Origin of the sequence: Halomonas sp. 11-S5 (assembly GCF_029889825.1) — a bacterium.
Taxonomy (GTDB): domain Bacteria; phylum Pseudomonadota; class Gammaproteobacteria; order Pseudomonadales; family Halomonadaceae; genus Halomonas.
Genome location: NZ_JARANW010000002.1, coordinates 117,780 through 130,500 on the forward strand (window position 1 = coordinate 117,780; position 12,721 = coordinate 130,500).

A 12,721-nucleotide genomic window follows, 5' to 3' on the forward strand; every position below is an offset into this window, starting at 1 on the left:
GGCCTCAGTCGTTCTCCAGGCCGTCGCGGCGCGCGGCGAAGAAATCCCGCAGCAGGCGGGCGGCGCGGCCGGCCAGCACCCCGCCCTCCACCGTCACCCGGTGGTTGTACCAGGGCTGGGCGAAGAGGTTGGCTTTCGATTCCGCCATGCCACTGCGCGGCTCGGCGGCGCCATAGACCACCCTCGCCAGGCGGGCATGGATGATCGCCCCGGTGCACATCAGGCAGGGCTCCAGGGTCACGAAGAGGGTGCTGCCGTCCAGCCGGTAGTTGCCGAGCCGCTCGCCGGCATCGCGCAAGGCACGAATCTCGGCATGGGCGCTGGGGTCGTGCTCCCCGACCGGGGCGTTGAAGCCGGCGCCGACGATCTCGCCCGCGGCGTCCACCACCACCGCACCCACCGGCACCTCGCCGGCTGCCAACCCCCGCCGGGCCTGATCCAGCGCCCGGTGCATGTAGAACTCGTCGCTGCGCACTGTCATGAACTCCCGTAGACTGGATGGCACTCAGACGATCGTATGGTAGCGATGGCCGGCACGCCATCGCTCCGGAGGAGAACGATGAAGCCCGATGCCCTGAACGCCCTGGTGGACCTGCTCGGCCTGGAGGCCCTTGAGGAGAACCTGTTCCGCGGCCGCAGCCAGGACCTGGGCCTGCCCCAGCTGTTCGGCGGGCAGGTGCTGGGCCAGGCGCTCTCGGCAGCCAGCCAGACCGTCGACCCGGCGCGCCGCACCCACTCCCTGCATGGCTACTTCCTGCGCCCGGGGGACCCGCATCGCCCGGTGGTCTACCAGGTCGACGCGGTGCGCGACGGTGGCAGCTTCACCACCCGCCGGGTTACCGCCATCCAGAAGGGGCGGCCGATCTTCTTCTGCAGCGCCTCCTTCCACGGCGAGGAGCAGAGCATCGCCCACCAGCCCGCCATGCCCGAGGTCGCCCCGCCCGAGACGCTGGCGGACGGCGATGCCCGCCTCGAGCGCTTCCCCGGCCATCCCATCGAGTTCCTGCACCTGGGCGACGAGGCCGAGGCGGGCCGACCGGCGCGCAAGCGCCTCTGGTTCCGGCTGGTCGGCGAGTTGCCCGATGACCAGGCGCTGCACCGCACCCTGCTTGCCTACAGCTCCGACTTCAATCTGCTGACCACCGCCCTGGTGCCCCACGGCATCGATTTCCGCGACCCGCAGCTGCAGATCGCCAGCCTCGACCACGCCCTCTGGTTCCACCATGACGTCAGGGTCGACGACTGGCTGCTCTACGACATGGACAGCCCCTGGGCCGGCGGGGCACGAGGCTTCGCCCGCGGCAGCATCTACGACCGCCAGGGCCGGCTGGTCGCCTCCAGCGCCCAGGAGGGGCTGACCCGGCTGCGCCGCTGACGCCTGGCATCGGGCCCTGAGCGGCGCTACCATGCCCCCTGCGCCGCAATAGCTCAGCTGGTAGAGCAACGCATTCGTAATGCGTAGGTCGGAGGTTCGAATCCTCTTTGCGGCACCAGAAATTCCTTTAGAAACGGTCACTTGGCTCATCGAGGCAGTGGCCGTTTCGCGTGTCGGCCTGTTCAGGCGGCAAGCAGGCAGCGCCCATCGGAGCGCCGCTCTGCTTCTCCGCTCGGACCGCCATGCCAGGACTTTCCCTTCCAGTTGCATGCAACTCTAGCCTAAAGTCTAGTAATACGGCACCCTGTTTCTCTTCTATCTTACAGATTGCATGCAATCCAGGACCTCCGCCGTGAGCACTAGCCGACACCTCGATGCCGCCCCCGTCGCCAGAACGGCCACCGCCCAGGTCCACGAGGCGCTGAAGCAGCGCATCCTCGACGGCAGCTACCGACCCCACGACTACATCCGCGAGGCGAGCGTGGCCCGCGAGCTCGCGGTGAGCCGCACGCCGGTGCGCGAGGCGCTGCGGGAACTGGTTTCCGAGGGCTGGCTCGAGGCGATCCCCCACCATGGCGCCCGGGTGGTCGCCTGGACCGACAAGGACGCCCGCGAGGTCTTCGAGCTGCGCCTGGTGCTGGAACCCATGGCGGTACGGCTGGCCAGCGAGCGCCTGGACCGGGCACGGCTGGACCACCTGGCGTCACTGGCCGAGCGCATGGAGGCCCTGACCGAGCGCGTCGAGACCGACCCCGGCGTGCGCAACGAGATCGCCTTCCTCAACCACGAGTTTCACCGCGAGCTGGTGCTGGCCAGCGACAACCAGCGCCTGGCCAGCGTGCTGGAGAGCGTGGTGCGCACCTCGGTGATCCGTCGCAACTTCGGCAACTACGACCTCACCAACCTGCGCCGCAGCATGCGCCATCACCGCGAGATCCTCGAGGCCATCGTCGCCGGCAGCCCCGAGTGGGCCGAGCACGTGATGCGCGCCCACCTGCTGGCCGCCCAGGCCCTGCATGTCCGGTCAACCGACGTCCCCGACGGCGCCCTGCCGGGGACCTCCCCCCACTGACACTCACGAGGCACCACAACAACAATGACGCCGCACGATACCCAATCCCCGACGCCCCTCAGCGATATCAAGGTCCTCGAGCTGGGCCAGCTGATCGCCGGCCCCTACTGTGGCCAGGTACTGGCCGACTTCGGCGCCCAGGTGATCAAGGTCGAGCCGCCCGGCAAGGGCGACGCCATGCGCCAGTGGGGAGAGGCCGACCGCGACACCGGCGAACCGCTGTGGTGGAACGTCATCGGCCGCAACAAGCAGTCGCTGACCCTGGACCTGCGACAGCCCCGCGGCCAGGAGCTGCTGCGCGAGCTGGCCAGCCAGGCCGACGTCATCATCGAGAACTTTCGCCCCGGCACCATGGAGCGTTGGGGGCTCGGCTACGATGAGCTCTCGCGGCACAACCCGGGCCTGGTGATGGTGCGCGTCACCGGCTTCGGCCAGGACGGCCCCTACGCCTCGCGGGCCGGCTTCGCCTCGGTGTGCGAGGCCATGGGGGGCCTGCGCCACCTGAGCGGCTACCCGGACCGCCCGCCGGTGCGCGTGGGCATCTCGCTGGGCGATACCCTGGCCGGCCTGCACGCGGCACTCGGCACCATGATGGCCCTGCACCAGCGCGACCGCAGCGGCCGCGGCCAGGTGGTCGACAGCTCGATCTTCGAGTCGGTGCTGGCGATGATGGAGAGCCTGGTCCCGGAATACGCCCGCGCCGGCAAGGTGCGCGAGCGCAGCGGCAGCTTCCTGCCCAAGATCGCCCCCTCCAACGCCTATCCGGCACGCGATGGCCGCAATGTGATCATCGGCGCCAACCAGGACACGGTGTTCCGCCGCCTCTGCGAGGCGATGGGCCAGCCGCGCCTCGCCGACCACCCCGACTACGCCACCCACCGCGCCCGCGGCGAGCATCAGGCGGCCATCGATGACCTGGTCGCCGCCTGGACACGCGAGCACGATGCCCAGCAGGTGGTCGACATCCTGGCCGAGGCCGGCGTCCCGGCGGGGCTCGTCTACCGTGCGCCGGACATGCTCGATGACCCGCACTTCCAGGCCCGGGGGTCGATCGTCGAGGTGCCCGACCGCCACGGCCGCCCGCTACCCATGCAGAACGTCTTCCCGCGGCTCTCCGACACGCCGGGACGCGTCCGCGAGGTGGGGCCGGCACTGGGTGAGCACACCGAGCAGGTGCTCACCGGCTGGCTGGGTCTGGCACCCGAGGCTCTCGACGCCCTGCGCGCCGACGGCGTGATCTGAGGACACCGCCCCCATGGATCCCATCATCGTGCTGGTCGTGCTGGTCGTGCTGATCACCATCGGCTTCCCGATCTTCCTGGCCCTCGGCCTCTCCGGCCTGGTCGGGCTCTACATGGCCCGCGGCTCGCTGGCCTTCTTCTTCGCGCCCTCGTCGCTGTTCGGCCAGCTCAACGCCTTCGAGCTGATCGCCCTGCCGCTGTTCATCCTGATGGGCAACTTCCTGGGCGCCACCCCGGTGGGCTCGAGCCTGTTCACCGCCGCGGTGCGCTGGCTCAACTGGCTGCGCGGCAGCCTGGCGATCTCCTCGGTGGGCGCCTCGGCGATGTTCGGGGCCGTCTCCGGCGTGAGCCTGGCCGGCGTCGCCGCGGTTGGCTCCATCGCCGTGCCGCAGATGCTGGCGCGCGGCTACAGCCGCTCGCTGGCCGCCGGCGCCGTGGTCAGCGCCGGGGCACTCGCCATGCTGATCCCGCCCAGCGTGCCCTTCATCATCTACGGCGCCGTCTCCAGCGTCTCGGTGGCCGACCTCTTCATCGGCGGTATCGTGCCCGGCATCGTGCTGGCGCTGGCCCTGTCGCTGTTCATCTACATTCGCGTGCGCTTGAACCCGGCCGAGGCACCGGCCAGCGAGGAGCGCTTCACCTGGCGGCAGCGCTGGGCGAGCCTGGCCAACATCTGGCACGCCGGCCTGCTGGTGGTGGCCGTGCTCGGTTCCATCTACTCGGGCCTGGCCACCCCCAGCGAGGCGGCCGGCATCGGCGCCGCCGGGGCCTTCCTGATCGCCACGGTGGTGTTCCGCAGCCTCAGCTGGAAGAAATTCCTGTCGATACTGGCCACCACGGCACGAATCAGCGGCGCCATCCTGCTGATTATCGGCTGCGCCAAGATCTTCGGCGACTACCTCAACATGGTGCGGGTCCCGCAGCTGCTCACCGAGGCCCTCACCGCCACCGGCCTGCCCGCCTGGGCGATCCTGGTGGCGGTGATGCTGCTGCTGATCCTGCTCGGCATGATCGTCGACGCCGTGTCACTGATCGTTGTGACCACCCCGGTGCTGCTGCCGCTGATCACCGCGCTGGGCTACGACCCGCTGTGGTTCGGCATCGTTATGGTGCTCAACCTGGAGATCGCCGTGATCACCCCACCGGTGGGGCTCAATCTCTACGCGCTGCGCGGGGTCTGCCCCGAGCTCTCGGTGGAGGAGATCATCAAGAGCGCCCTGCCCTTCGTCGCTGTGCAGTTCCTCGTGCTGATGCTGTTCGTGCTCTTCCCCAGCATCAGCCTGTGGTTGCCGGGACTGATGTAGTCCCGGCGTGTCGAAGCAAGTGAAGTGAAATGTCACCGGGGTCGTCTTGCATGACCCGCACAACAACAAGCAGGAGATACACCATGACGCTTTCCCGTCGCCAAGTCCTCAAGTACGGCACCTTCGCCACCGCCGGCGCCACCCTGTTCGGTAGCCAGAGCCTGCTGGCGCCGTATAGCCACGCCGCCACCACCCTCACCGGCGTCACCTACCTGCCAAATTCCTACAAGGCGCTGACCTACGGTTCCAACCGCTTCGTGGAGATGCTCAAGGAGCAGGGCGGCGACGCCCTCTCGGTGGAGTTCTACGACTCCGGCCAGCTGCTCAAGGTGGACGAGCAGCTGCCGGCGCTGCGTGCCCGCAGCATCGACTTCATGTTCCATACCTTCTCCTACGTTACCCGCTCGATCCCGATCCTCGGTGTCACCGGCCTGCCCGGGGTAGCCGGCGAGCTCTACCGCCACCCGGAGCGCCTGCGCCAGGGCAGCCCGCTGATGGAACTGATCAATGAGGTGCTGGCCGAGGACAACCTCTACATGCTCACCTCCGGCGGCGGTATCCTCGAGCCGGAGTACCTGTGGAGCACCGAGGCGAGCCCGATCCGCCGCCTCGAGGAGGTGCGCGGCAAGAAGGTGCGCATCGTCGGCTTCGAGGCCACCCAGGCCTTCGAGCCCTACAACATCGGCGCCACCCGCATCCCCTCCTCGGAGACCTACATGGCCCTGCAGCGGGGCACCGTGGACGCGGGGGTCTTCAACATCTCGACGGTCATCGGCCGCAGCCTCCAGGAGCAGCTCAAGGTCTGCTACAAGCTGCCGATTACCGGCTTCTCGGTGGCGCCCTTCATGCTGCGCGATACCTGGGACAACCTCGACGACGACGTCCGTGCCGTGCTGCAGAAGGCCGCCGACTGGTACGACGCCAACTTCATCGAGCACTGCAACAACGATATCTATCCCAACGAATACTGGCCCCAGGTCGAGCAGGCCGGCGTCGAGATCGTCGAGCCCACCGAGGAGGACCTCGAGACCTTCAATGCCGGCGTCCAGGACGTCTGGGACCACTGGAAGGGCGAGGTCGGCGAGGAGGTCGGCAGCCGGGCCATCGCGCTGGCCCTGGGCGAGGCCTGAGGGAGAGTGCCATGACGATGACTGCCCTTCGCAGCTGGGACGGCCTGCTGGCCGTCCTGCGCTGGACGTCGATGGCGGTGCTGGTGTTCATGATGGCGTCGATCTGCTACGACGCCATCATGCGCTACGTCTTCACGGCCCCGACCAGCTGGAGTCTGGAGATCAACTCCTTCCTGCTGGTCTACCTGGCCGTGATCGGCGCCGCCGAGGCCCAGCGCCACGACGCCCATATCCGCATCACCTACTTCAAGGACAAGCTACCGTGGCGCCTGCGCGGTGCCATCGACCTGGCCACCGGGCTGCTGGGGGTGGCCTTCTGCACCATCCTGGTGTGGCGCGGCGGCATCATGGCCCTGCAGGCGCTGGAGTACAGCGAACGGGTTTCCAGCTCGCTGGGCACCCCCATGGTCTACCCCTATGCGCTGCTGCCGATCGGCTTCGCCGCACTGGGGCTGCAGTTCCTGATCGACGCCCTGGCGAGTGTGCCAAGGCTGACGCGAGACCACCACGAGGAGGACGCCATCCATGGCTGACACCCTGAGCCACAAGCTGATCCGCGACCACCTGGTGGGCGGCGAGATGGTGCCCGGCCGCGAGATCGCCCTGCGCATGGACCAGGCCCTGCTGCAGGACATCCTCGGCACCCTGGTGATGCTCGAGCTCGACGCCATGGGCCTCGAGCGGGTGCACACCTCGCCCAGCGTGCAGTACATCGACCACACCCTGATCCAGCAGGACAACATCAACGCCGACTCCCATCTGTTCCTGAAGAGCGCCTGCGAGCGCCTGGGGGTCTGGTACAGCGGCCCGGGCAACGGCATCAGCCACCCGGTGCACATGGAGCGCTTCGGTGTGCCCGGCCAGAGCCTGGTGGGCTGCGACAGCCACACCACCGCGGCCGGGGCGCTGGGGATGCTGGCCATCGGTGCCGGCGGCATCGAGGTCGCCATGGCCATGGCCGGCCAGCCGCTCTACCTGCCGATGCCGGGGATCGTCGGCGTGCGCCTGGAGGGCGAGCTGCCCGACTGGGTGAGCGCCAAGGACGTGATCCTCGAACTGCTGCGCCGCCACGGGGTCGCCGGGGCGAAGAACTGCATCCTCGAATACCACGGCCCGGGGCTCGCCACCCTGGACGCCATGGACCGCCACGTGCTGGCCAACATGGGCACCGAGATGGGCGCCACGTCGAGCGTCTTCCCCAGCGACGAGATGACCCGCGACTTCCTGCGCTCGCGGGGCCGCGAGGCCGACTGGGTGGCGCTGGCCGCCGATCCGGGCTGTCGCTTCGATCGTACCGAGCGAATCGACCTCTCGCGTCTCGAGCCGTTGATCGCGCTGCCCTCCAGCCCCGACCGGGTGGTGGCAGTGGCCGAGGTCGCGGGGCAACCGCTCTACCAGGCCTACATCGGCTCCTCGGGCAATCCCGGCTACCGCGATATCGCGGTGGTGGCCGAGATCGTCAGGGGCAGGAGCGTGGCCGGCAACGTCTCCCTGGACATCAATCCCTCGACCCGGCGGATCCTCGCCGCGCTGATCGACGAGGGCCACCTGGGCGCCCTGGTCGCCGCCGGGGCCCGCCTGCACCAGCCCGGCTGCAACGGCTGCATCGGCATGGGCCAGGCCCCGGCGGCGGGGCGCAACAGCCTGCGCACCGTGCCGCGCAACTTCCCCGGGCGCTCCGGCACCCGCGAGGACAGCGTCTTCCTGTGCAGCCCCGAGACCGCCGCCGCCTCGGCGCTCAGGGGCGTGATCACCGACCCGCGCACCCTCGACATGCCCTGCCCGCGGCCTCGCGAGCCCGCCGACATGGCCCTCGACGAAGCCTGGTTCCTGCCGCCCTTGCCCGCCGACCAGGCCCGCGGCGTCGCGCTGCTGGCCACCGACAACACCCCGCCGCTGCCATTGATCGAGCCGCTGCCCGCGACCCTGGAGGTGCCGGTGCTGCTGGCGGTGGGCGACAACGTCTCCACCGACGACATCATGCCCGCCGGCGCGCGGGTACTGCCGCTATGGAGCAATGTCCACGCCTCGGCGGAGCACCTCTTCGAGGCCCTCGACCCCGACTACGTCAGCCGCGCCCGCGAGCAGGGCGAGGCCGGCCACGCCATCGTCGGCGGCGCCAACTATGGCCAGGGCTCGAGCCGCGAGAACGCCGCCCTGGTGCCGCGCCTGCTGGGCCTTGAGCTGGTGATCGCCGAGAGCATCGCCCGCATCCACTGGCAGAACCTGCCCTGCTTCGGCGTGCTGCCGCTGACCCTGGCCGACCCGGCCGACCGGGCGCGGCTGACCCGGGGCACCCGCGTGCGTATCGAGGGCTGGCGCGAGCAGCTCGCCGCCGGCCGCGAAGTCACCGCGACCCTGGACGACGGCAGCCCCCTGGCCCTGACCCATGAGCTCAGCCCCCGCCAGCAGGCGATCCTCGCCGCCGGCGGGGTGATCAACTACCTCTCCTCCCCACCATGAACGACGAGATCGCTGCCATGACCCTACTCACGCCCCCCGAGCGGGTGGACATCGTCGAGGTCGCCCCGCGCGACGGTTTCCAGTCGATCCGCGAGCCGCTGCCCACGGACGAGAAGATCCGCTGCATCCAGCTGCTGATCGAGGCCGGCGTCACGCGCATGGAGATCGGCTCCTTCGTCAGCCCCCGGGCCATCCCGCAGATGGCCGATACCGGGGCGCTGGTCGCCGCCTTTTCCGACCGGGCCGCCATGCGCTTCTCGGCCCTGGTGCCCAACCTCAGGGGCGCGGAGCTGGCCCTGGCCCAGGGCATTCGCGAGCTGGTCTTCGTGGTCTCGGTCTCCGAGTCCCACAACCAGGCCAACGTGCGGCGCAGCGTGGCCCAGTCCCTCGAGGACCTCGCCCGCATCGTCGAGCTGCTCGAGCGCGACGGCAACGCCTGCCTGCGCCTCGACCTGGGCACCAGCTTCGACTGCCCCTACGAGGGCACCATCGCCTGGCACCAGGTCGATGACGTGCTCTCCCGGGCTCGCGCCCTGTGCGGGAACCTCCACCTGGAGGTCGCGCTGTGCGACACCACCGGGCGCGCCACGCCCTACCAGGTGGCCGAGCACTTCCGCCAACTGGTCGCGCGACACCAGGGGCCGCGGCTGACCTGGGCCTTCCATGGCCACGACACCTACGGCATGGGCGTGGCCAACGCGCTGTTCGCCATCCACCACGGCGCCACCACGGTGGACACCGCCTGCGCCGGGCTGGGCGGCTGCCCCTTCGCCCCCGGCGCCACCGGCAACACGGCCACGGAAGACCTCGTCTACGCCCTCAACGGGGGCCAGGTCTACAGCGGGATCGACCTGTCGCGGCTGCTGGCGGCGGCCGATGCCATCGCCGCCCTGCCCGGGGGACAGACCGCCAGCCACCTGCGGCAAGTGCCCAGGGACCGGGTAGCCTGAACCGCCGTGCCGGTCGTCCTGCTCGCCACCACCCTGGTGCTGGCCTTCTCCTCGCTGGTGGCGCTGTTTCCCGCCGCCATCGCGCCGGAGGTGGCCAGGGCCCTGGGGGTCTCCTCGGCCACGGTGGGCCTGCAGGTCAGCCTGATCTTCGCCGGCGCCATGCTGACGTCGCTGGTGGGTGGCCCCCTGACCCGGCGCCTGGGCCCCTGCCGCACCAGCCAGCTCTCGCTGGCCCTGCTGGGCGGCGGCGCCGGGCTGCTGGCCATCCCCACCCTGCCGAGCTTCGCCGTCGCCTCGCTGGTGGCCGGCCTCGGCTATGGCCTGACCAACCCCTCGGCCTCCCTTCTGCTGGTGCGCTTCACCCCGCCCGGGCGACGCGGGCTGATCTTCTCCCTCAAGCAGTCCGGCGTGCCCCTGGGCGGGGTGATCGCCGGCGCCAGCGCCCCCTTCCTGGCGCTGCTGATCGGCTGGCAGGCGGGGCTGCTGGTGCTCACCGGCCTCGCCCTGGCCGGCATCGCCGCCCTGCAGCTCGCCCGGCCTCGCTGGGACGACCAGCGCGCCCCCCACACCCCCTGGCTGGCCACCCCCTTCGCCGGGCTCGCCGTCGTTTGGCAGCAGCGTTCGCTGCGCCACGTGGCGCTGCTCAGCCTCTGCTTCTCGGCGATCCAGCTATCGGTCTCGGCCTTCACCGTGGCGCTGCTGGTGGAGGACCTGGCCTTCGGCCTGGTCGAGGCGGGGCTGGTGATGTCCGGCGTGCAGGTCGTCGGGATCGTCGGGCGCATCGGCTGGGGCTGGGTCGGCGACCTGCTGGGCGACCGCCTGACCGCTCTCGCCCTGATCGCCTGCACCACCGCCGTCGGCGCCCTGCTGGTGGCCACCATGACGCCGGCCTGGCCCAGGCCGCTGGTCACTGGCCTGCTGTGCCTGCTGAGCCTCTCCTCGCTGGGCTGGAACGGCGTCTTCATGGCCGAGATCACCCAGCTGGCGCCGGCCGAGCGCATCGCCGATGCCGCCGGTGGCTGCCTGGTCTTCACCTATGGCGGCGTGCTGCTCGGCCTGCCCCTGTTCACGGCGTTGCACGGCCTGTTCGGCCGCTACACGCCGGTCTTCGCCGTGCTCGCGGGCATCGCCCTGGTCGGCCTGTGGCTGATCCGCCAGGCCCGCCTCGCCGCCCACCGCGAGGCAACCGAGCGGTCAACGAGCGGGAGCGGCGACGGCTAGCGCCTCAGGGCTTGCTGGCGGGTCAGGCGCCGGCCTGCGACTGGCCGACGTCCCCGGGAATGGAGGCGCCGTTGACGATGCCGTCACCACCACGGCTTGCGGCACGTTCTCAGCGCGTCTTGACCCGCATCAACTCGTCCCAGCGGGTGGTGTAGCGCGAGGTGCGCCGATGGCAGCGCAGCGCCCAGGCGGTGCCCCGGCGCGGCAGGCCGAAGCGCACGGTATCGCGGCCCATCTCGCGGTTGAGCCGGTCCACCGTCGCCATCAGCCGCTGGCTGCGCCCGCGCGCCGCCTCGCTGCGTGGCGCCAGCAGCGAGAGCTGATGGCGGTCGGCCTCCACCAGGTCGAGCAGCATCACCCCGCACTTCTGGTAGCGCACGCCCTCGAGGAAGATCGCCGCGAGCCCCCGGGCGGCGGCCTCGAGCAGCTCGCGGCTGTCGTCGCTGGGGGCCGGTAACGCCACCACCACGCTGTTGCGGTACTGGCGCTCGCCGGCCAGGTGCGGGTTGCTGCGCACAAAAACCATCAGCGCCCGGGCCTGGCTGCCCTGGTCGCGCAGCTTCTCGGCGGCCCGGGCGGCGTGCTGGCGCACGGCCTCCTGCAGGTCCGGGAAGGCGCCGGTCAGCCGGCCGAAGGAGCGCGAGACCATGATGCGCTGGCGCGGCTCATGGAGGTCATCGAGGACGATGGCCGGGCGGCCGCGCAGCTCCCAGACGATGCGCTCCAGCACCACCGAGAAATGGCGGCGGACCTGCTTGGGGTCGGCCTGGCGCAGCTGCCAGGCGGTGTGGATCTCCATCAGCGCCAGGCGTTCGGCGGTGCGTCGCGCCACGCCCCACAGCTCGGTCACCGGCAGCCCCTCGAGCAGCGCCCGGGTGGCGGGCCCCTCGGCCTCGAGCAGGCAGACGCCCTCGTAGGCCGCAAGCGACTTGGCCGCCCGGTTGGCCACCTTGGCCAGCACCCGGGTCGGCGCCAGCCCCACGCAGACCGGGATGCCGGTATCGCGGCGTACCGTCTCGCGCAGCCGCTGGGCATGCACCTCCAGGCCGGCCGGGGCAAAGCCGGAAAAGCCCACGAAGCTCTCGTCGATGGAGTAGGCCTCCACGTCCGGCGAGAACTCGGCCAGGATCAGGTTGACCCGGCGGCTCATGTCGCCGTAGAGCGCGTAGTTGCTGGAGAGCAGCACCGCCTGGCGGCGGATGGCCGGCGGCAGCAGGTGCATCGGCGCGCCCATGGCCACGCCCAGCGCCTTGAGCTCGTTGGAGCGGGCCACCACGCAGCCGTCGTTGTTGGAGAGCACGCCGACCGGACGTCCCTCCAGGCGCGGGTCGAAGACCCGCTCGCAGCTGACGTAGAAGTTGTTGCAGTCGACCAGGGCGATCACGGCCCGCCTCCCGGCAATGCATGGAGCACATGGGTGACCACGCCCCACACCTCGCACTCGCGGCCCGCCAGGGGGATCGGCGCAAAGCGCGGGTTGCTGGCCACCAGGAAAGTCTGCTCGCCGCGGCGCGCCAGGCGCTTCACGGTGGGCTCGCCATCCACGGCGATCACCACCACCCGCCCGGGCAGCGGCTCCAGGCTGCGGTCCACCACCAGCAGGTCGCCGTCGTGGATGCCGTCGCCGAGCATGGAGTCGCCCTCGGCCCGCACGAAGTAGGTGGCGGCCGGGCGGCGCACCACATGGGCGTGCAGGTCGATCTCCACGTCCAGGTGGTCGTCGGCGGGGCTCGGGAAGCCCGCCCGCACCCGGCACCCCATCAGCGGCTGGGCCGTCTCGCCGGGGAATGGCACGGCACGGCCGATCACCCGGGCGGTGGTGGACAGCGGCGACATCATGGGCCTCTCCCTCGAATACTGTACATATGAACAGTATTCGACACTTCGCCCCTGCCTGGCAAGCCCTGCCGGCACCCGGGACGCGTGCTACCGTGAAGGGGCCATCACAAAGAGCCATCACAAAGA

Annotated in this window: 12 protein-coding genes and 1 tRNA gene; 10 read left to right on the forward strand and 3 right to left on the reverse strand. The window is 70.4% G+C overall.

Features of this window, described 5'->3' with window-relative positions; genetic code table 11:
* Positions 1 to 4: 4 nt before the first annotated feature.
* Complete coding sequence (gene tadA / locus OP497_RS02080; RefSeq protein ID WP_280546391.1) at positions 5 to 475, reverse strand: tRNA adenosine(34) deaminase TadA; 471 nt, start codon at positions 473 to 475, stop codon at positions 5 to 7.
* Between the two features lie 84 nt (positions 476 to 559).
* Here tadA and OP497_RS02085 point away from each other — a divergent pair, with 84 nt between their 5' ends.
* The 10 genes from OP497_RS02085 to OP497_RS02130 all read left to right on the forward strand — a co-directional run bounded on the left by OP497_RS02085 (position 560) and on the right by OP497_RS02130 (position 10,756).
* Entirely contained in the window at positions 560 to 1,375 is an 816-nt protein-coding gene (locus OP497_RS02085; RefSeq protein WP_280546156.1) for an acyl-CoA thioesterase II, read from the forward strand.
* Positions 1,376 to 1,417: 42 nt separating this feature from the next.
* Positions 1,418 to 1,493, forward strand: a tRNA-Thr gene (locus tag OP497_RS02090).
* A 234-nt stretch (positions 1,494 to 1,727) separates the two neighbouring features.
* Entirely contained in the window at positions 1,728 to 2,447 is a 720-nt protein-coding gene (locus OP497_RS02095; protein ID WP_280546159.1) for a GntR family transcriptional regulator, read from the forward strand.
* 24 nt (positions 2,448 to 2,471) lie between these two features.
* Positions 2,472 to 3,689, forward strand: coding sequence for a CaiB/BaiF CoA-transferase family protein (locus OP497_RS02100; RefSeq protein ID WP_280546160.1), 1,218 nt, complete (start codon positions 2,472 to 2,474; stop codon positions 3,687 to 3,689).
* A 13-nt stretch (positions 3,690 to 3,702) separates the two neighbouring features.
* Positions 3,703 to 4,992 carry a TRAP transporter large permease gene (locus OP497_RS02105; protein ID WP_280546161.1) on the forward strand — a complete coding sequence of 430 codons (1,290 nt, stop codon included), beginning with the start codon at positions 3,703 to 3,705 and terminating at the stop codon, positions 4,990 to 4,992.
* Between the two features lie 83 nt (positions 4,993 to 5,075).
* A complete protein-coding gene (dctP, locus tag OP497_RS02110) occupies positions 5,076 to 6,122 on the forward strand; it encodes a TRAP transporter substrate-binding protein DctP (protein WP_280546163.1) in 1,047 nt (348 codons plus the stop codon).
* A gap of 11 nt (positions 6,123 to 6,133) precedes the next feature.
* Positions 6,134 to 6,655: a TRAP transporter small permease gene (locus OP497_RS02115; RefSeq protein ID WP_280546165.1), complete on the forward strand. Its 522-nt coding sequence runs from the start codon at positions 6,134 to 6,136 to the stop codon at positions 6,653 to 6,655.
* Positions 6,648 to 8,585, forward strand: a complete 1,938-nt coding sequence (locus tag OP497_RS02120; protein WP_280546166.1) for an aconitate hydratase — start codon at positions 6,648 to 6,650, stop codon at positions 8,583 to 8,585. Before OP497_RS02115 ends, OP497_RS02120 begins: the two co-directional genes overlap by 8 nt.
* Positions 8,586 to 8,602: 17 nt before the next feature.
* Positions 8,603 to 9,535, forward strand: a complete 933-nt coding sequence (locus tag OP497_RS02125; RefSeq protein ID WP_280546168.1) for a hydroxymethylglutaryl-CoA lyase — start codon at positions 8,603 to 8,605, stop codon at positions 9,533 to 9,535.
* Between the two features lie 6 nt (positions 9,536 to 9,541).
* Positions 9,542 to 10,756, forward strand: a complete 1,215-nt coding sequence (locus tag OP497_RS02130; protein ID WP_280546169.1) for an MFS transporter — start codon at positions 9,542 to 9,544, stop codon at positions 10,754 to 10,756.
* Between the two features lie 109 nt (positions 10,757 to 10,865).
* Here OP497_RS02130 and OP497_RS02135 read toward each other — a convergent pair whose 3' ends face one another.
* Entirely contained in the window at positions 10,866 to 12,140 is a 1,275-nt protein-coding gene (locus tag OP497_RS02135; protein WP_280546170.1) for a Y-family DNA polymerase, read from the reverse strand.
* Complete coding sequence (umuD, locus tag OP497_RS02140; protein ID WP_280546172.1) at positions 12,137 to 12,595, reverse strand: translesion error-prone DNA polymerase V autoproteolytic subunit; 459 nt, start codon at positions 12,593 to 12,595, stop codon at positions 12,137 to 12,139. The genes OP497_RS02135 and umuD overlap by 4 nt, the downstream gene beginning before the upstream one ends.
* Positions 12,596 to 12,721 lie beyond the last annotated feature (126 nt).

Excerpts from the sequence above, each read along its gene's own strand:
- OP497_RS02105 (WP_280546161.1), top strand. The coding sequence starts at position 3,703 with ATGGATCCCATCATCGTGCTGGTCGTGCTGGTCGTGCTGATCACCATC.
- OP497_RS02085 (WP_280546156.1), top strand. The coding sequence starts at position 560 with ATGAAGCCCGATGCCCTGAACGCCCTGGTGGACCTGCTCGGCCTGGAG.
- OP497_RS02115 (WP_280546165.1), top strand. The coding sequence starts at position 6,134 with ATGACGATGACTGCCCTTCGCAGCTGGGACGGCCTGCTGGCCGTCCTG.
- OP497_RS02120 (WP_280546166.1), top strand. The coding sequence starts at position 6,648 with ATGGCTGACACCCTGAGCCACAAGCTGATCCGCGACCACCTGGTGGGC.
- dctP (WP_280546163.1), top strand. The coding sequence starts at position 5,076 with ATGACGCTTTCCCGTCGCCAAGTCCTCAAGTACGGCACCTTCGCCACC.
- umuD (WP_280546172.1), bottom strand. The coding sequence starts at position 12,595 with ATGATGTCGCCGCTGTCCACCACCGCCCGGGTGATCGGCCGTGCCGTG.
- OP497_RS02100 (WP_280546160.1), top strand. The coding sequence starts at position 2,472 with ATGACGCCGCACGATACCCAATCCCCGACGCCCCTCAGCGATATCAAG.
- OP497_RS02125 (WP_280546168.1), top strand. The coding sequence starts at position 8,603 with ATGACCCTACTCACGCCCCCCGAGCGGGTGGACATCGTCGAGGTCGCC.